At 69.8% G+C, this 17,116-nt stretch carries 16 protein-coding genes and 2 pseudogenes; 8 read left to right on the top strand and 10 right to left on the bottom strand.

Annotation, left to right across the window (positions count from 1 at the left end):
- Positions 1-7 precede the first annotated feature (7 nt).
- From R3F55_13735 to R3F55_13715, 5 genes are all read right to left on the bottom strand, one after another.
- Positions 8-1,303 carry an MFS transporter gene (locus R3F55_13735; protein ID MEZ5668472.1) on the bottom strand — a complete coding sequence of 432 codons (1,296 nt, stop codon included), beginning with the start codon at positions 1,301-1,303 and terminating at the stop codon, positions 8-10.
- A gap of 119 nt (positions 1,304-1,422) precedes the next feature.
- On the bottom strand, positions 1,423-3,036 hold the full coding sequence (locus R3F55_13730) for a long-chain fatty acid--CoA ligase (GenBank protein ID MEZ5668471.1): 1,614 nt from the start codon (positions 3,034-3,036) through the stop codon (positions 1,423-1,425).
- A gap of 89 nt (positions 3,037-3,125) precedes the next feature.
- Positions 3,126-3,845 (bottom strand): glutathione S-transferase family protein, encoded by a 720-nt coding sequence (locus R3F55_13725; GenBank protein MEZ5668470.1) that lies wholly within the window; start codon positions 3,843-3,845, stop codon positions 3,126-3,128.
- 88 nt (positions 3,846-3,933) lie between these two features.
- On the bottom strand, positions 3,934-5,760 hold the full coding sequence (locus R3F55_13720; GenBank protein ID MEZ5668469.1) for a class I SAM-dependent methyltransferase: 1,827 nt from the start codon (positions 5,758-5,760) through the stop codon (positions 3,934-3,936).
- On the bottom strand, positions 5,757-6,809 hold the full coding sequence (locus R3F55_13715) for an asparaginase (protein MEZ5668468.1): 1,053 nt from the start codon (positions 6,807-6,809) through the stop codon (positions 5,757-5,759). The genes R3F55_13720 and R3F55_13715 overlap by 4 nt, the downstream gene beginning before the upstream one ends.
- A gap of 71 nt (positions 6,810-6,880) precedes the next feature.
- Between R3F55_13715 and R3F55_13710 the strand changes: the two genes are divergently transcribed.
- The gene (locus R3F55_13710; protein MEZ5668467.1) at positions 6,881-7,441 is read left to right on the top strand and encodes an RNA methyltransferase; all 561 of its coding nucleotides are present in this window, start codon (positions 6,881-6,883) and stop codon (positions 7,439-7,441) included.
- A gap of 22 nt (positions 7,442-7,463) precedes the next feature.
- Here R3F55_13710 and R3F55_13705 read toward each other — a convergent pair whose 3' ends face one another.
- Together R3F55_13705 and R3F55_13700 are read right to left on the bottom strand one after the other, a co-directional pair.
- On the bottom strand, positions 7,464-8,096 hold the full coding sequence (locus R3F55_13705) for a ChrR family anti-sigma-E factor (protein MEZ5668466.1): 633 nt from the start codon (positions 8,094-8,096) through the stop codon (positions 7,464-7,466).
- On the bottom strand, positions 8,093-8,620 hold the full coding sequence (locus R3F55_13700) for a sigma-70 family RNA polymerase sigma factor (protein ID MEZ5668465.1): 528 nt from the start codon (positions 8,618-8,620) through the stop codon (positions 8,093-8,095). Before R3F55_13700 ends, R3F55_13705 begins: the two co-directional genes overlap by 4 nt.
- A 340-nt stretch (positions 8,621-8,960) precedes the next feature.
- Between R3F55_13700 and R3F55_13695 the strand changes: the two genes are divergently transcribed.
- On the top strand, positions 8,961-9,479 hold the full coding sequence (locus R3F55_13695) for an invasion associated locus B family protein (protein ID MEZ5668464.1): 519 nt from the start codon (positions 8,961-8,963) through the stop codon (positions 9,477-9,479).
- A gap of 9 nt (positions 9,480-9,488) precedes the next feature.
- Here R3F55_13695 and R3F55_13690 read toward each other — a convergent pair whose 3' ends face one another.
- Complete coding sequence (locus tag R3F55_13690) at positions 9,489-9,989, bottom strand: DinB family protein (protein MEZ5668463.1); 501 nt, start codon at positions 9,987-9,989, stop codon at positions 9,489-9,491.
- A gap of 176 nt (positions 9,990-10,165) precedes the next feature.
- Here R3F55_13690 and R3F55_13685 point away from each other — a divergent pair, with 176 nt between their 5' ends.
- The 5 genes and pseudogenes from R3F55_13685 to R3F55_13665 all read left to right on the top strand — a co-directional run bounded on the left by R3F55_13685 (position 10,166) and on the right by R3F55_13665 (position 14,811).
- Positions 10,166-10,513, top strand: a complete 348-nt coding sequence (locus R3F55_13685; GenBank protein ID MEZ5668462.1) for a carboxymuconolactone decarboxylase family protein — start codon at positions 10,166-10,168, stop codon at positions 10,511-10,513.
- Positions 10,514-10,632: 119 nt separating this feature from the next.
- Positions 10,633-11,457 (top strand): ABC transporter ATP-binding protein, encoded by an 825-nt coding sequence (locus R3F55_13680; GenBank protein ID MEZ5668461.1) that lies wholly within the window; start codon positions 10,633-10,635, stop codon positions 11,455-11,457.
- Complete coding sequence (locus tag R3F55_13675; GenBank protein ID MEZ5668460.1) at positions 11,450-12,307, top strand: ABC transporter permease; 858 nt, start codon at positions 11,450-11,452, stop codon at positions 12,305-12,307. The genes R3F55_13680 and R3F55_13675 overlap by 8 nt, the downstream gene beginning before the upstream one ends.
- A gap of 67 nt (positions 12,308-12,374) precedes the next feature.
- Complete coding sequence (locus tag R3F55_13670; protein ID MEZ5668459.1) at positions 12,375-13,541, top strand: ABC transporter substrate-binding protein; 1,167 nt, start codon at positions 12,375-12,377, stop codon at positions 13,539-13,541.
- A gap of 179 nt (positions 13,542-13,720) precedes the next feature.
- Positions 13,721-14,811, top strand: a pseudogene (locus R3F55_13665) (Gfo/Idh/MocA family oxidoreductase).
- Between the two features lie 8 nt (positions 14,812-14,819).
- Here the strand turns inward: R3F55_13665 and R3F55_13660 are convergent.
- Positions 14,820-15,581, bottom strand: a pseudogene (locus tag R3F55_13660) (SDR family oxidoreductase).
- Between the two features lie 174 nt (positions 15,582-15,755).
- Here R3F55_13660 and ada point away from each other — a divergent pair.
- Positions 15,756-16,844, top strand: a complete 1,089-nt coding sequence (ada, locus tag R3F55_13655; GenBank protein MEZ5668458.1) for a bifunctional DNA-binding transcriptional regulator/O6-methylguanine-DNA methyltransferase Ada — start codon at positions 15,756-15,758, stop codon at positions 16,842-16,844.
- 11 nt (positions 16,845-16,855) lie between these two features.
- Here ada and R3F55_13650 read toward each other — a convergent pair.
- On the bottom strand, positions 16,856-17,116 hold a 261-nt coding region (locus R3F55_13650), incomplete at its 5' end, for a hypothetical protein (protein ID MEZ5668457.1).

The following is a 17,116-nucleotide window of genomic DNA, read 5'->3' as shown; positions in this document are numbered from 1 at the left end:
GCGGCGGCTACTCCGCGGCGGCCTCGACCGCCGCGGGACGGCGCAGCATCCGCGGCAAGTTGCCGAAGGCGACGCCGAGCCCGCCGGAGAAGTGGATTTGCGCCAGCGCCGCCGCGGTCGCGATCACGCCGGCCACCAGGATGACGCCGTCGGCGGCGATGCCGAGCACGTCGTGGGTCAGCCACAGCAGGCCGCAGGCGAATAGCGCGCCGGACATGTTCAGCACGTTGTTGGCCGAGATGGTGGCGCCCTTCTCGGCGTCGCCGGCGCGGTGCTGAAGCTGGGCGTTCAGCGGCACCATGAACATGCCGCCGAACACGCCGACCAGGCCGATCAGCACGGCGGTGTCGACGAAACCGTGCTCGCACAGCGAAAGGGTCAGCAGCATCGCCGCCACCCCCGCCGACGCCGGCAGCGTGATCGCCAGGTTGATGCGCCCCGCCGACAGCCGCCCCGCGATCGCGGCGCCGATGCCGATGCCGATGCCGGCGACGGCAAGCAGCATGCCGGAACCGAGCTCGTCGAGGCCGAGCACGTCCTGGCCCAGCAGCAGCACGTCCATCATCACGAAGGCCGCCAGCGACTCGAAATAGGTGATGCCGATGACCGCGTTGCGCAGCGGCTTGTCGGCCGCGATGCGGCGCAGCCCCTGGCCGATCGAGCCGAACGGGTTGATGCTGAAGGCCGTGCGGGTGCGCGGCGCCGCCGGCGGACGGATGCGCAGGCTGACCAGGCTGCCCACGACCGCCACCGCCAGCAGGATGGCGCCGAGCAGGAACGGCCGGTCGGGGAAGGCAACCAGCAGCGCCCCGGCGCTGACGCTGCCCAAAATCACCGCGACATAGCGCGCCATCTCCAGCGTACCGTTGGCCTGGGCCAACTGGCCCATCGGCAGCATCTCAGGCAGCACGCCGAACTTGGCCGGGCTGAAGAAGGTCGACTGGGCGGCGAGCAGGAACAGCACGACCAGCATGGCGTCGACGTCGCCGGCGACCAGCGCGACGATCGCCAGGCCCATGATGGCCACCTCCGCCGCCTTGCTCGCGACCAGCACGCGGCGCTTGGCGAAGCGGTCGGAGACGTGCCCTGCGTAACCGGAGAACAGGAGATAGGGCACGATGAACACGATCCCGGTCAGCGACAGGTAGCCGCCGGAGCCGATCGCGGTGTCGGCCGCGTCGACCGCCATCAGCGAGACCAGCATCTTGAACAGATTGTCGTTGTAGGCGCCGAGAAATTGCGCCGCGACCAGCGCGCGAAAGCTGCGGTTGTGCAGCGGCGACTGAATGGCTTGCGTCGACATGACCGTCCCGAACGAGCAATGGATGTTGCCGTGAAGCTAGGGATCGGCCGCTTTGGATTGGATGCCGGCCCGGTTATCTCTTTTTAGGCCGATTAAAACCGCCTAACGGGACGCCGGGCTCAGGCGGCGGGCCATCGATGGCCGCGGAACTGCTCGCGCAGTTTCAGCTTGTTGATCTTGCCGGTGGCGGCCAGCGGAATCGTCTCGACCAGCACCGTGTCGTCGGGCAGCCACCATCTGGCGACCTTGTCGGCAAGGAACGCGCGCATCTCCGCGCCGTTCGGCGTGCGGCCGGCCTTGGGCTGGATCACCAGCAGCGGCCGCTCGTCCCAGGTCGGGTGCGGCAGGCCGATCACCGCGGCGAGCGCCACGTCGGGGTGGCCCATCGCGGCGTTCTCCAGTTCCACCGACGAAATCCACTCGCCGCCGGACTTGATCACGTCCTTGGCCCGGTCGGTGACCTGCATGTAGCCGAACCCGTCGATGGTGGCGATGTCGCCGGTGTCGAACCAGCCGCCGGCGTCCAGCGCCGACCGCTCGTGGCGGTAGTAGCGCTCCACCGTCCATGGGCCGCGCACCATCAGCCTGCCCGCGCTGCGGCCGTCGTGCGGCAGCGACGCGCCGTTGTCGTCGGCGATCCGCATCTCCACGCCGTAGAGCGGCCGGCCCTGCTTGGCGGCGATCGCCAGCCGCTCGCCGGCCGGCAGCGCCAGCACCTGCACCGTCGGCCGGTTGACGGTGCCGATCGGGCTCAGCTCGGTCATGCCCCAGGCGTGCAGCACGTCGACGCCGTAGCTGTCGGCGAAGGTCCGGATCATCGCCGCCGGCACCGCCGACCCGCCGATCACGACTTCCTTCATGCTGTCCAGCCGTCCGCCGGTCGCCTCCAGGTGCTGCAGCAGCAGGGTCCAGATCGTCGGCACTGCCGCCGAGAAGGTGACGCGCTCGGCCTCGATCAGGCTGTGGATGCTGGCGCCGTCCAGCCGTGGGCCGGGCAGCACCAGCTTGGCGCCGACCATCGGCGCGGCATAGACCAGCCCCCAGCTGTTGGCGTGGAACATCGGCACCACCATCAGCACGGTCGACATCGCCGACAGCGCGAAGGCGTCGGCGGAGTTGCAGGCATAGGCCATCAGCAGGTTGGACCGGTGAGTGTAGGCCACGCCCTTCGGATTGCCGGTGGTGCCGGAGGTGTAGCACAGCGAGGACGGCGTCTCCTCCGGCAGCTCCGGCCAGTCGAACGCCGGCGCCGCTTCCGCCAGCAGGGTCTCGTAGCAATGGACGTTGCCAAGCCCGGTCGCCGGCATGTGCGCGGCGTCGGTCATCACCACCACCGCCTCCAGCGCCGGCAGGCGGTCGGCCACCGCCTCCAGCACCGGCAGCAGGGTATGGTCGATCAGGACGACCCGGTCGCCGGCGTGGTCGAGGATGAAGGCGATCTGGTCGGCGAACAGGCGCGGGTTGACCGTGTGGCAGACCGCGCCCTGGCCGGCGATGGCGTACCACGCTTCCAGATGGCGATAGCCGTTCCACGCCAGCGTGGCGACGCGGTCGCCGGGCCCGACGCCGAGCCGGCGCAACGCATTGGCCAGCCGCTTCGTCCGGCCCAGCGTCTCGCGGTAGGTGGTGCGGTGGATGCCGCCCTCGACCGCGGCGGAGACGATCTCGCGGTCGCCGTGCACGCGGGCCGCATGTTCGAGGATATAGGCGAGGTTCTGCGGGCGAGGCTGCACGGCGGTGCGCTCCCAGGCGGTTGCGCACCGATATCAGCGCAGCGGCGGGGCGCCGGCAAGCGTCGGCTCGCCGGCGCCTGTGCGCGCTGTCACGCCGCCATGGCTGACAAATCCGGGAAATACCGCGCGCGCATGCGCTCGGCATGCGCAACGAGGTTGCGGTGGCCGAGCACCCGCTGGCGCAACGGGCTGTCGAACAGCGGGACCGCCAGGTTGGCGACGAAGGCATAGAGCGCGGCATCGGTCAGGCCCGGCCGCTCGCCGAACAGGAACGGCGTGTCGCCCAGCATGCCGGCCGCGGCATCGATGCATTCCATACCGAACGCATAGACCTGGGCCTTCTCGTGCCGTCCGATGCCCTGCTGGTACAGCCTTGCGATCACGTCGGCGCGCAGGCCGTCGGCGACCGCGGCGCGCACCGCCTCCGGCAGGCTGCCGAAGAACAGCGGCTGCGCGCTGGCCCAGCCCGCCTCGTCGACCCAGCGGGAATAGACCATCGCAAAATAGAGATCCTGCTCCAGCATCGAGCGGCAGGCCTGGGCGGCGGCCCGTGCGGCCGCATCGAGATGCGCCTCCAGGTCGATCCCGGCGCGCCGCTGCAGGTGGTCGACGATCACGCGCGAATCGCCGATCTTGCGCCCGTCGTCGATGAGGTAGGGCACCTGGTGCCGCGGCGCGGAGTCGAAGTCGGTCACCAGCTCGACCCGGTAGTCCAGGTCGAGCATGCGCAGCACGCATTCGGTCTTCATGCAGAACGGTCCGAGATTGGGGATCATCGGCGGGTTGGGAAACTGGCATAGAATCAACATGGCATCCGCTCCCATCGTGAGGCGCCGGCGAGACTGCCGCGGCGCAGCGATGGAGGGACCCTAGCGGGGGCCTCCTGACAGCCCTTTGTCAGGAGGCTGGCGGGAACGCCAGCACCAGGCGGTTGATGCCGTGGAAACCGTCGTAGATGTGCTGGAACTGGCGCAGGAACTCCGGCCAGCCGAGCCCGGCGTGGCGTTCGCCGACCAGTTCGAAGATGGCGCCCACGGTGCGCCGGCCGTCGATGCCGGCCATGATCGCCGGGCCCAGTGGCGGCACCGTCAGCCTGATCTTCAGTCCGGCGTGGGTGGCGCTGATGGTCGCGCCGGGCCGCAGCTTGCGCGCCTCGGCCGGGCCGTCGAGCCCGCGCAGCACGGGCACCGCGTCCGCCGCCGGCGCAGGCGCCGTCACCGGGTTGTCGACGCGAACCAGATAGAAGATGTGCTTCTTCTGGCACCCCAGCAGCAACTCGCAGAACGTCGCCCGCTCGAACGGCCGCAGCCGGCCGACGCGACGGCGCAGATCGGCGTCGCGCAGCCACTGCAGCGGGTCGTACAGCACCGGCTCGAGGAAGCCGGTGACCCGCATCCGGGCGGACTGGGCCAGCGCCAGCACCTCGGGCACCCGATAGGCGCGGTCGCGGCTGTGCAGGAACAGATCGAACACGCCGGCGTCGCCGCCGCGCTTGTGGTCCACGATCTGGCCGTTGCGCACCAGCCAGTTGCTCGGCGGCAGCGCGTCGGCCAGCGCCTTGGCCAGCGCCACCCGTTGTGCGCTGGGTGTCGTCTCAGCCGGCGCGATCATGCGCAGCATGTCCTGCACATCGTAGATGCCGACGCGGCCGAGCTCGCCGTAAAGCATCATGCCGATGCCGCCGTCGGGCGCCAGCGCGTCGACCAGGACGCGCAGGCCCTCGGCCGGCGCCTCCAGGTGGTGCAGGACACCGCAGCAGTCGATGTAATCGAAGGTACCCAGCCCGAGCGTGGCGACATCGAGCAGCGAGCCGGTGTGAAAGCGGACATTGTCGAGGCCGCGCGCGGCGACCCGGGCCTCGGCGACCGCGCGGCTGGCCGCCGACATGTCGAGATAGACCACCTCGCCCGGCACGCCCGCGTCCGCCATCTGCTGGGCCAGCATGACGACGGCGTCGCCGGTGCCGCCGCCGGCGATCAGCACGCGGAACGGCTGGCGCAGGTCGCGCCGGCCGCCGAACACATAATGGTTGATCTCGGCCAGGTTGCTCGGAAAGGCCGGGTCGATCTTCTCCGGCTCCGCCGCCGGATCGCGCTCCGGATAGGGGAAGTCCTCATACTGGGCGGCAACCAGGGCGTCGCGCCGGCCGGCGTCGCCCTGGCCGGGATCGGGCCACAGCGGCAATTCGAAGTCGCGGGCTTGCGCGGTCAGCCGGATCGGGTCGTCGCCGCCGAGCAACAGCTCGGCAAAGCGGCAGCGCGTCTCCGGCGCCAGCGCCGCGACCGCGGCCTGCAGGTCCGGGTCGTCGAAGTCGGGCGGCGTGTAGGCCTCGTCGGGATCGAGCCCGGTGATGGCGAAGCCGTCGCGGCGCAGCCGCTCGCTCAAGCCGGACAGGGTCCAGCTCGACTCCGGCGGGCCGAGGAAGGTGGCGGCGAGTGCGGCATCGCTGGTGAAATGCTCTTCGGCCACGCTGCGCCGGCGCAGCCGGTTGGTCGGCGGCAGCTCGCCGAGCAGACGCTTGAGCAGGTCCAGCCGGACCTTGGCCGGCGTGTCGGCCCGCGGCGCGATCATGTCCATCATCGCGCGCACGTCGGTGACGCCGCGCCGCGCCAGCTCGCCGTTGGCGGTGATATCGAGCGTGCCGTCGCGGCCGACGCTCACCGCCAGGCCGTCGCGTTCCAGGCCGTTCAGGATGCGGCCGCTCAGGCCGCGCAGGGCGCTCATGAGCGCCGGCCCCGCCGTGCCAGCCACCCCTCGGCCGGCCGGATCGCGCCCGCCTTCTCGCCCGCCCAGGTCAGCACCGGCGGACCGGCGGCCGCGCGCAGATGCGCGCGCACCGCCCGGCCCGGCTCGCCATAGCGCAGCACCAGCGCGGCGATCGCCACCTGCGCGGCGCGGTCGCCGCCGTCGGCGATCTTGACCGCGATGCCGAGGCCCTCCTCGCGCAGACTGGCCACGTGGACGCCCTCCGCCCCGTTCTTGACCAGCAGCCGTCCCTCGCCCAGCCGGAGTGCCTCGGTGACGAAACCGCCGGGCCCGTCCACCATTTCGGGCGCGCTCGCCTGTGCCTGCCAGATCCGGTCGATCGCCGCCTGCCTGGCCTCGGACAGGTCGACCGGATCGGCGAGGCGCGCCATTGCCAGCGCCAGATTGCCGAGCGGCAGCGCCCAGATCGGCAGGCTGCAGCCGTCGATGGCGCGCGCAGCCCCGAACAGGTCGAGCCCGGTCATCTGTTCCAGCGTACCGACCACGCGCTGCTGCACCGGGTGCTCGATGCGGTGATAGCCCTGCCACGCCGCGCCGAGGTGGCGTGCGACCAGGATCATCCCGGCATGCTTGCCGGAGCAGCCGTTGTGCGCCCGCCCCGGCTCTTCGTCGCCGTGCGCCAGCCGCCGTACCTCGTCGCGGTCGCTGGGCGTGCGCGCACCGCAGGCCAGTGCCGCGGCGTCGAGGCCGACCCGGCCGAGCATGGCGGCGACGGTGCGCACGTGCCCGGCCGACCCGCAGTGCGAAGCGCAGGCTATGGCGATCTCGCGCGCGTCGAGATCGAACGCGTCGGCCGCGCCGCTTTCCAGCAGCGGCAGCGCCTGCATCGGCTTGATGGCCGAGCGGGGAAATACCGGCTGCTGGATGTCGCCCCAGGCGCCGACCACGTGCCCGTCGGCGGCGACCACCGCCGCGGCACCGAAGTGGCGGCTTTCGACGACGCCGCCGCGGAGCACTTCGACGATCGGCGCAACGCCGGTCGGCGCCGCAGCGTGGGCAAGGGCCATGGCAACCCGCTGTCAACTCGGAGGATCGAGGACCTTGCTATGGCCCGACACGCGGTGCAAGTCTAGCGCCGATGCGGGGCTACTTCGGAATTGGCGCCGAGGGCATCAGCAAGGCGATGAACGCGGGCGCTCTGATGCGCACCACCCACGCCTTCGGCGGCAGCTTCTTCTTCACCGTCGGCGCGGCCTATGTGCGCCAGCACGGCAGCAGGAGCGACACGTCGAAGGGCGCCGGTAGCCTGCCGGTGTTCGACTTTCCCGATGTCGCGGCGTTGCGGCTGCCGCGCGAATGCGCGCTGGTCGGGGTCGAGCTGTGCGACCGTGCCGTCGACCTGCCGTCCTTTCGCCATCCGCACGCGGCGGCCTATGTGCTGGGGCCGGAGCGCGGCGCGCTGTCGGCCGAGCTGGCCGGCCTGTGCGATCATCTGGTCCGGATACCGACCCGCTTCTGCGTCAACGTCGGCCTGGCCGGCGCCATCGTCATGTACGACAGGCTGTTGTCGCAGGGGCGGTTCGCGCCGCGTCCCGTCCGCAGCGGCGGGCCGACCGAAGCGCTGCCGACGGCGGAGTTCGGCGACCCGATCTGGGTGCGTCGCAGACGGCGCCGCCCGCAACGGCCGAAACCCGACTAGCGGGGAACGCGCCAGCCGGAGGTCATGCCGGCTCGTCGTCCGACCCGTCGCCGGTGCGCGGGATCGTCACCGTCAGGCATAGGCAGACCCGGTCCGGCCCGCTGCGCGGTGTGTGGATCGCCTCCCGGGCAAAGACCAGGAAATCGCCGCGCGCGAACTCGCCGAACTCGTCGGTGTAGCACCCGTCGATCACCAGGCCGAGTTGCTCGCCGACGTGATTGTGGGTCGGCGTGCCGGCATTCGGCTGGATTCGCGTCACCACCGCGATCCCGCCGGCGGCATCGATGTCGAGGCTGACGGAATCGACCCCCGGTCCGTTCGGCTGCCACGCCAAGGCGCCGATGTCGGGCCCGAGCACGGCGCGCAGCGGCAACGGCAGATCGAAACCGTCGATCGGCGCAACGGCGCCGCCCGCCACATAAAGGTCGTCGCCCTCGTCGTCGAGGGCGGCCATGACGCGGTCATGTACGGCGTCGTCGACTTCGGCCGGCGTGATGCGGTCCAACATCGAGCCGCCTATCGCTTCGAGATCGGCCACGTGCTCGCGGCACCGCGTGCACATGGTCAAGTGGGTCGCGACGACCAGTTCCGCGGCCGGCGACAATGCACCGCAGACATATTCCAAGAGCAGGTCGTCGAAGGGATGGTTCTTCATCGAGCCTCGTCAGGTTCTTCGATTGCCCGGCGCAGCCGCGCCAACGCGAGCCTGAGCCGAGACTTCACGGTACCGAGCGGCAGTCCGAGCTCGTCCGCCAAGGCGCTGTGCGACTTGTCGTCGAAATAGGAACGCTTCAGCAGGTCGCGCTGTTCCACGGGCAGCTCCTCGATCAGCGCGGTCAGCCGCTCGAGCCGCTCGGTCCGGGCCAGGCGGTCGTCGGCAGCCGGTTGCTCAGCAGGGTGGAACGCGGGGTCGCGCGGATCGAGCTGGGCGCGCTTCGACGACCGCAGCAGATCGATCCGCCGGTTCCGCGCGATCGCGAACACCCAGGCGCTGAGCACGGCGCGGTCGGGATCGTACAAGGCCGCGCGCCGCCAGATGGTCAGCATGACGTCCTGCACCAGCTCGTCGGCGTCGATCCTGCCGCCAAGCTGTGCCGCATAGGCCTTCACCCGTGGCGCATAGTAGTCGAAGACGCGCTTGAACGCCTGCCTGTCCCTGTCGACCGCAATCGCCCGCATCTCTCGCGCCCAGGCGCATTGCGATGTCGGGGAGGTCTCGGACGGCTGCCTAACTATGGCCAAATTCGCTTCGCTAGAATTCGTGCGACAAAACTCTATCGCGGAATCGCCGAGCGAGACAAGTCGACCAATGCACGCATCGCGTGTAGATTGCAGAGTTCGCCGAGACGGAACGCACGACATGACACTGATATTACGTTGCGATGTTCGAGTTGGATGATGCGCTTTAGAAAAATTCTCAAATCGACCGAATTGCCCTTGCCTGCGGCGGCACGATAATGTCGCCCGCGCATCCGACTTGCCGGCCCCAGGCGGCGCTCAACACGGAGAAACCCGTCACATGCCACGTCCGACCCTGACTGCCCTGCTTCTCGCGACCGCAGGCGCCGCCGCGTCGCCTGCCGCCGGGCAGGAGTATATCGAGACGTTCACGGATTGGACCGCCTACCACTACGAGGATCAGGACGGCCAGGGCAACACCGGCCAGACCTGTTTCATGGTCAGCGAGGCCAAGAGCCACAGCGGCCCCGGCGACGAGCCGTCGCACATCTACGTTACCCACCGGCCGTGGCGGAACGAGGTCGGCATCGTCAGCGTCGACTTCGGCTTCGAGCCCAGCGAGTCCGGCACCATCATGGCCAACATCGGCGGCGGCCAGTTCGAGCTGAAGACCTGGGGCACCGACCTGGCCTGGCCCTATGAGGGCAAGGATCGCGAGATGGTCAACGCGATGATCCGCGGGATCGAGCTGGTGGTGACCGCGACCGCATCCGGCGGCGGCGCCACCCGCGACACCTTCTCGTTGCGCGGCTTCAGCGCCGCCTATGCCGAGATCGGGCGCTCCTGCGGCGTGAACTGAGACGCCGGCTCAGCGCCCCTCGCGCAGGAAGAACATCAGGTCGAGCGGCGGCGGGCTGACCGCCGTGCCGCTGAGGCAGGCGTGGACCTGGCCGCGATGGTGGGTCTGGTGGTTGAACAGGTGCGCCAGGATCTCGTGCAGGCGCGAGCGGTTCTCGACCATCGTCGTCGACCGATAGACGATGTCGCGGTTGAGATCGTGCGCGTCGAGCGCGTCGATCCGCGCGATCAGGCCGGCATCCTCCTGCTCGCGCGCCGTGCGCAGGTCGGCGAAATCGGCATACAGGATCGTATCGAGCGCCTTGATGCCGGGGTCGGCCCCTTCGATGCGCGCCGCCCAGATCCGGTCGCCGACCAGGACGTGGTTCAGCGTGTTCAGGATCGAGCCGAAGAAGGTGACCCGCGGCGCCGCCAGCTCGGCCGCGGGCAGCTCGGCACAGGCGGCATAGAGGCGCCGGTTGGCCCATGCATTGTAGCGCGCGAAGCTGTGGAAATGGGCGAGCGGGTCCATACCGGTTCCTCCGTCGATCCTGCCCCGCCACGATAGGCCACCGGGACCGCCATTGTCGCGGACGCACGTCGGCGGCGCCCTGCGGCGTCGTACCGCGGCGGACCGGCGGCCCGGTCGCGCCGCGGGCCGCTAATGTCCCTTCCCGTCCGCAATCCCCTGCCGCGAAAGGGCACGCCATGCACAAGGACTGGACCGCGCTGACCGCCACATTGTCGGAAGAGATGGCCAAGGTCCGACAGGGCATCCCGGAGACGACGAAGGCCTTTTCCGCGCTGGCCGCCGCCGCCACCGCCGAAGGCGCGCTCGATGCCAAGACCAAGGAGCTGGTCGCGCTCGCCATCGCCATCGCCGTGCGCTGCGACGGCTGCATCGGATTTCACGCCAAGGCGGCCTGCCGGCACAAGGCCAGCCGCGCCGAGGTGATGGAGACCATCGGCATGGCGATCTACATGGGCGGCGGGCCGTCCTTCATCTATGGCGCGCAGGCGCTGGAGGCGTTCGACCAGTTCGCCGGCGCCGCCTGACCGCACCGGGATCGCCCCGGCAACGCCGGCGACAAGACCTGTTCCAAAACGATTCGGTTGCCGATAAGTTGGCCGCTTGGCCGGCTCGGCCGCCTGGGTCTTGGGGGAGAAGGCACGGCATGAAGGGCAATGGGTCCGGCGTGCGGCCGAAGATGGTCGTCGACGGAGCGACGAAGTATTACGACACCGCGTCGGGCCCGCTGCATGCGCTCGACGACTTCAGCATTCAGGTGCGCGACGGCGAGTTCGTCTGCGTGGTCGGCCCCAGCGGTTGCGGCAAGACCACGCTGCTGTGGTCGATGGCCGGATTGCACAGCCTGACCGCGGGCAGCGTCCTGCTGGACGGCGAGAGGATCAGCGGGCCGCATCCGCAGATCGGCATGGTGTTCCAGGAGGCCAACCTGCTGCCCTGGCGCAACCTGCTGCGCAACATCCAGCTGCCGTTCGAGATCAAGCACAAGCGGCCGGACGACGCGCGAATCGCCCACCTGCTGGAACGGGTCGGCCTGGGCGGGTTCGAACGCAAGTTCCCGCGCGAGCTGTCCGGCGGCATGCAGCAGCGCGCCTCGATCGTCCGGGCGCTGTCCTTCGACCCGTCGGTGCTGATGATGGACGAGCCGTTCGGCGCGCTCGACGCCTTCACCCGCGACGAGATGAACATGATGGTCGAGCAGATCTGGCTCGAAACGCGCAAGACCATCGTCTTCATCACCCACAACATCGCCGAGGCGGTGTTCCTGTCCGACCGCATCTTCGTGATGTCGGCGCGCCCGGGACGGCTGGCCCGCACCTTCGAGGTGACCTATCCGCGCCCGCGGCCGCTGGAGATCATGGGCGAACGCGACTTTTTCGACATGGTGAACGAGATCAAGACCTACATCCAGCACGGGACCGCCGCGCCGGCGCCGCGCCCCGCCGAACAGGGTGCCGCCCGCCATGGCTGACGCGCATCTGAAGGACGAAATCCCGGAATTCGGCAAGCAGGGCGACTCGGTCGACCAGAGCGTCGGCGTCACCAACTGGTCGGCGCTGACCAGCGGCGCCGGCAAGCGCACCACGTTCGAGATCATGGCGATCATCCTGGTCGCGGTCCTGATCGTCGGCGGCGCGGAGCTGCTGATCACCGTCTTCGAGGTCGAGCAGTACGTCCTGCCGCGGCCGAGCGAAATCGTCACGGCCCTGGTTTCCGACTTCGGCCTGATCTGGCCGCATCTGCTCGACACGCTGTTCGAGCTGTTCAGCGGCTATGCGATCGGCGCGACGGTCGGCATCGTGCTGGCGGCGGTGATCACCCAGTTCCCGTTCGCGGAAAAGATCATCGCGCCCTACATCCTGCTGCTGATCACCACGCCGATGCTGGCGCTGGTGCCGCTGCTGATGTTCAACATGGGTTTCGGCTACGGTCCGCGGATCACCGTGGTCGCGCTGGCGTCCGGGCCGATGGTGATGATCAATTCGGCCACCGGTTTCCGCCGGGTCGACCTGGCGAAGATCGCGCTGGCGCGCTCGTTCGGTGCGTCGACCCTGCAGATCTTCCTCAAGATCCGCATCCCGATGGCGATGCCGATGATCATCGTCGGCCTGATGATCGGCGCGATCTTCGGCTTGCTGACCGCTGTCGGCGCCGAAATGGTCGGCGGCGGCTTCGGGCTGGGCAACCGGCTGCAGGTGTTCGCGGCCAACATCCAGATGCCGCAGTTCTTCGCGGTGGTGCTGATCCTCGCGACCCTGGGAATCCTGATCTACGTTGGCTTTTTCTTGATGGGCAAGAAGTGGGCCAACTGGCAGGCGTGAGCGGGATCCGCCCGCGCCGAACCGGCCCCGGCAAACGCGGCCGTTGCATGACGAAGGGAGGAGATCGATGAGAGGGATTGACCGACCCGGCAGTTTCGGCTCGGTGAGCCGGCGCAATTTCCTGCAGGTCACCGCCACCGGCGCCGTCAGCCTGACCGCGCTCGGCGGGATGGCCGGGACAGCGCGTGCCCAGCGTGGCCCGTTCACCTGGATTTCTCCGCGCGGCACCGTCGAGGTGCTCGACGACTATCCCTATTGGGTCGCCCGCGAGATGGGCTACTTCGGCGACATCGAGACGGCGCTCGAGCCCGGACCGTCCGACGGCACCGCCACGGTGAAGTTCGTCGATCAGGGCCAGGCCGACATGGGCTATCCCTCGCCCGGCGTGTTCTCGTTCGCGATCGAGAACGGCCTCGACCTGGTCTCGGTCTTCAACATGGGTGCGGTCGACGTGTTCGACTATGCCTTCCGGCCGGGCGAGGGCCTGACCGATCTGAAGCAGCTCGAGGGCAAGACCGTTCTGCTGGGAAGCGCCGCCTGGCAGGCGATCTCCGATCCGATCCTCGCCGCCGTCGGCGTCGACGTCAGCAAGGTCAATCACGTCGAGGCCGGCTGGCCGGCATGGGGCACGCTGCTGGCCCGCGGCGAGGGCGATGCCGCCCTGTCCTGGGAGGGCCTGCGCGCCGACTGGCAGGGCAAGGGCCTGCAGTTCGAGTACTGGCTCGGCCTGGAATCGTCGCCGTTCCCGGCGAACTCGTTCGTCGTCCGCCGGTCGGACATGGAGGATGCGGCGAGCCGGCAGCTGATCGAGGACTATCTGCGCGGCTGGGCCATGGGCCTCGAGTTCGGCCACCAGAACCCGGCAGCCGCGACCGAGATCGTGTTCAACCAGTTCCCGATCGTGAAGAGCAGCCTGGGCCCGCGCTTCGGCACCGAGTCGATGATGCAGCTCGCCAACGTCTTCCGCGGCAAGTGGGAGGAGCGCGAGGGCTGGGGCTGGCACGATCCCGCCCGCTGGTCGAAGTTCTTCGAGACGACCAAGGCGCTGGGCCAGACCACGGTCGACATCGACCTCGATGCGGTCATCGACAACAGCCTGATCGCCGGCGCCAATACCTTCGACCGCGACAAGGTGGCGGCGGACGCCGCCGGCTATCAGCTGTCCGAGGAGATGGCCGAGGTCGATCTGGAGTTGATCCGCGCCCAGTTCTTCGCCAACGCGGTGAACATCTGACGGCCGATCAGGCCATCGCTCGGCGGCGGCGCGCACGCGCCGCCGCGTCCTCGCTTCGGACCCGTCGACCCCGGCGCCCGGACCGGGGCGTTCGAAGTGTCGGCACATTGCCGGAACGACGCTCCCGGACCGGGCCCGGGGGCTGACGGGCATAAGTCATCGAAGGGGAGGAGGACATCATGGCCGACAGGGTCAAGGTTCTGGTGGTCGGCGTCGGCAATATGGGCCTGAGCCACGCCAAGGCCTATGCGCAGAACGAGGGCTTCGAGCTGGTCGGCCTGATGAGCCGGTCGATCCGCGGCCGCAACGACCTGCCGGCCGCGTTCGCCGACATCCCTCGCTTCGAGAACTTCGACGAGGCGATGGCGGCGACCCGGCCCGACGCCGTTTCGATCAACACCTACCCGAACACCCACGCCGACTATGCGATTCGCGCCATGGACGCCGGCGCCCACGTGTTCATGGAAAAGCCGATCGCCACCAACAACGCCGATGCGGCGGCCGTGGTCGCCAAGGCGAAGGAAACGAACCGCAAGCTGGTGCTGGGCTACATCCTGCGGGTGCATCCGTCCTGGGCCAAGATGGTCGAGGTCGGCAAGACCCTGGGCAAGCCGCTGGTCATGCGCATGAACCTGAACCAGCAGTCCAGCGGCCCGGCCTGGAACTGGCACAAGAGCCTGATGGAATCGCTGACGCCGATCGTCGACTGCGGGGTGCACTATGTCGACGTGATGTACCAGCTCACCGGCGCGCAGCCGGTCCGCGTCCACGGCATCGGCGCCAAGCTCAGCGCCGAGACCAAGGTGCAGAACTACGGCCACCTCCACGTCACGTTCGACGACGGCTCGGTCGGCTGGTACGAGGCCGGCTGGGGCCCGATGATGAGGCGAGATCGCCTATTTCGTGAAAGGATGTGGTCGGCCCCAAGGGTGCCGTGTCCATCGTCGTCGCCCAGGAGGGCCAGCAGGACGCAAAAACCGACGCCATCTCGGATTCGGCCGACATCGACCAGCATCCAAGACCAACGCTGCGGGTCCATCATGCCGAGATCGACGCGAACAACCATTTCCGCAAGCCCGACACCATCATCAACATGGCCGACGAGCCCGACCACCAGGAACTGTGCAATCGCGAGCAGGCCTATTTCCTGAGGGCGATCACCGAGGATCTCGACCTCGGCGAATCGATGGCGGCGGCGGTCGACAGCCTGAAGATCGTGCTGGCGGCCCAGGAGAGCATCGATACGCAGCGCGCGGTCGATCTGAGCTGAGCGGCGGTCAGCCGCGGAGCCGAGACGCCGCCGTCGGCCAACAGCGCCGTGCCGGTGGTGAAGGCGGAATCGTCGCTGGCGAGGTAGAGCGCGGAGCGGGCGATCTCCTCGGGCGTCGCCAGGCGCCCGAGTGCGTGCAGGCCGGCGACATGGGCCCGCGCCTCGGGCGTGTCGGCGACCTGCCGCCCCATCGGCGTGTCGGTGCCGCCGGGCAGCAGCGCGTTGACGCGAATGCCGTCCCGACCCAGTTCCGCCGCCAGCACCTGGACCAGGCCGATCAGCCCGGCCTTGCTCGCGGCATAGGCCGCCATGCCGGGAAGGCCGACGGTGCTGCCGACGAAGGTCGAAGTGAAGATCAGCGCGCCGCCGCCCCGCGCCCGCAGCGCCGGTACCTGGTGCCGGGCGGCGAAGAAGGCGCCGGTCAGGTTGACGGCGATCGTCCGCTGCCATTCGTCCGGCGTCAGTTCGGCGATCGGCCGCAGCGCGCCCAGCGTGCCGGCGTTGTTGAAGGCGACGTCGAGACCGCCGAAGGCCCGGACCGCCGTGTCGACCAGATCGCGGGCGACGGCGGCGTCGGCGATGTCGCCGGCGAAGGCGACCGCCTGGCCGCCCGAACGGCCGATCGCCGCTACGATCCCGTCCAGCCTGTCCGCGTCACGGCCCGCCGCCACCACGCGCGCGCCCTCGTGCGCGAACAGCTGGGCCGCGGCGGCGCCGATGCCGGCGCTCGCACCGGTCACGATCGCCACACGTCCGGCAAGCCTGCCCATGTTTCCCTCCGTCGCCATGAAGCGAAGGCAGGCTGACCGCACCGCGGGGCCGCGGCATCCCGCTTCTTGGCGGGCAATCGGCGGATTGCCGAGCAAGGAGCGGAATGCGGCGCGTGGACGGCATCGGCTAGACCCGTCGCCATGGCATCGATGCCGCAAACGGGAGTAAGCAGAATGCACAGCCGGGCAGCGACCGAGACCATGGAGCGCACCGCCTTCGCCGACGATCCGAGCCGCTGGGCGGCCGTCAGCAGCCGCGACGCCCGGGCGGACGGCGCGTTCGTCTATTCGGTCCGGACGACCGGCGTCTACTGCCGGCCGTCCTGCGCCTCGCGGCCGGCGCGGCGTGAGAATGTCGCCTTCCACGACGATTGCGCCGCGGCGGAACGCGCCGGCTTCCGGCCCTGCAAGCGCTGCCGGCCGAACGAGGCGCCGCGTGCCGCGCGCGACGCCGCGGCGGTGGCCCGCGCCTGCCGGCTGATCGAGGCGTCGGAAGAGCTGCCGAACCTGGCCGAGATGGCGGCGGCGGCGGGCATGAGCCGGTTCCACTTCCACCGCATCTTCAAGGCCGTCACCGGTCTGACCCCGAAGGCCTATGCCGCCGCCCACCGCGGCGGCCTGCTGCGCGAAGAACTCGGCCGCGGCGCGACGGTGACCGAGGCGATCTACGGCGCCAAGTTCAACGCGAGCAGCCGGTTCTATGCCCAGGCGGATGCCCTGCTCGGCATGCCGCCCAGCGCCTACCGCAAGGGCGGAACCGACGCCCGGATCCGCTTTGCCGTCGGCCAGTGTTCGCTCGGCCAGATCCTGGTCGCGGCCAGCGACCGGGGCGTCTGCGCGATCCTGATGGGCGACGACGCCGACACCCTGGTCCGCGACCTGCAGGACCGGTTCCCCAAGGCGACGCTGATCGGCGGCGACGCGGCATTCGAGCAGGTGGTTGCGCAGGTCGTCGGCCTGGTCGAGGCGCCGCGGCTCGGCCTCGACCTGCCGCTCGACGTGCGCGGCACCGCGTTCCAGCAGCGGGTGTGGCGGGCCCTCGGCGAGATCGAGCCCGGCACGACCGCCAGCTATGCCGAGGTGGCCGCGCGCATCGGCGCACCGAAGGCGGTGCGCGCCGTCGCACAGGCATGCGCGGCGAACGCCATCGCCGTCGCCATACCCTGCCATCGCGTGGTGCGCACCGACGGCGCGCTGTCGGGCTATCGCTGGGGCATCGAGCGCAAGCGTGCCCTGCTCGACCGCGAGTCGGCGGCCGGCTGAGGGCGCCGCACCTACGACGCCATCGCCACGCCGCCGCGGCCGGTGCCGGAGAGCTGGCGGATGCGCTCGCGCACCGCAGCGAAGCGGTCGGCTGCCGCCTGGGCGTGCACGGGATCGGTCAGCATCAGCGCGCGGTCGCCGAGCCCGGCCCAGTCGGCCGCGCTCATCTCCCGTTCGGCGGCGCTGAACAGCACCGTCTCCTCCATCCGCATGTGGCGGCGATAGGTCATCAGCCAGCGCCGCGCGTCGGACAGGATGCGGTCGCGCGGGTC

The sequence above is a fragment of the Alphaproteobacteria bacterium genome, assembly GCA_041396705.1.
Taxonomy (GTDB): Bacteria; Pseudomonadota; Alphaproteobacteria; order CALKHQ01; family CALKHQ01; genus CALKHQ01.
Note: the sequence above shows the minus strand (reverse complement) of the source record. Positions and strands in the feature narration are given on the sequence as shown.

Coding starts and splice junctions, on each gene's coding strand:
- R3F55_13735 (MEZ5668472.1), bottom strand. CDS start 1,303: ATGTCGACGCAAGCCATTCAGTCGCCGCTGCACAACCGCAGCTTTCGC.
- R3F55_13725 (MEZ5668470.1), bottom strand. CDS start 3,845: ATGTTGATTCTATGCCAGTTTCCCAACCCGCCGATGATCCCCAATCTC.
- R3F55_13720 (MEZ5668469.1), bottom strand. CDS start 5,760: ATGAGCGCCCTGCGCGGCCTGAGCGGCCGCATCCTGAACGGCCTGGAA.
- R3F55_13715 (MEZ5668468.1), bottom strand. CDS start 6,809: ATGGCCCTTGCCCACGCTGCGGCGCCGACCGGCGTTGCGCCGATCGTC.
- R3F55_13710 (MEZ5668467.1), top strand. CDS start 6,881: ATGCGGGGCTACTTCGGAATTGGCGCCGAGGGCATCAGCAAGGCGATG.
- R3F55_13705 (MEZ5668466.1), bottom strand. CDS start 8,096: ATGAAGAACCATCCCTTCGACGACCTGCTCTTGGAATATGTCTGCGGT.
- R3F55_13700 (MEZ5668465.1), bottom strand. CDS start 8,620: ATGCGGGCGATTGCGGTCGACAGGGACAGGCAGGCGTTCAAGCGCGTC.
- R3F55_13695 (MEZ5668464.1), top strand. CDS start 8,961: ATGCCACGTCCGACCCTGACTGCCCTGCTTCTCGCGACCGCAGGCGCC.
- R3F55_13690 (MEZ5668463.1), bottom strand. CDS start 9,989: ATGGACCCGCTCGCCCATTTCCACAGCTTCGCGCGCTACAATGCATGG.
- R3F55_13685 (MEZ5668462.1), top strand. CDS start 10,166: ATGCACAAGGACTGGACCGCGCTGACCGCCACATTGTCGGAAGAGATG.
- R3F55_13680 (MEZ5668461.1), top strand. CDS start 10,633: ATGAAGGGCAATGGGTCCGGCGTGCGGCCGAAGATGGTCGTCGACGGA.
- R3F55_13675 (MEZ5668460.1), top strand. CDS start 11,450: ATGGCTGACGCGCATCTGAAGGACGAAATCCCGGAATTCGGCAAGCAG.
- R3F55_13670 (MEZ5668459.1), top strand. CDS start 12,375: ATGAGAGGGATTGACCGACCCGGCAGTTTCGGCTCGGTGAGCCGGCGC.
- ada (MEZ5668458.1), top strand. CDS start 15,756: ATGCACAGCCGGGCAGCGACCGAGACCATGGAGCGCACCGCCTTCGCC.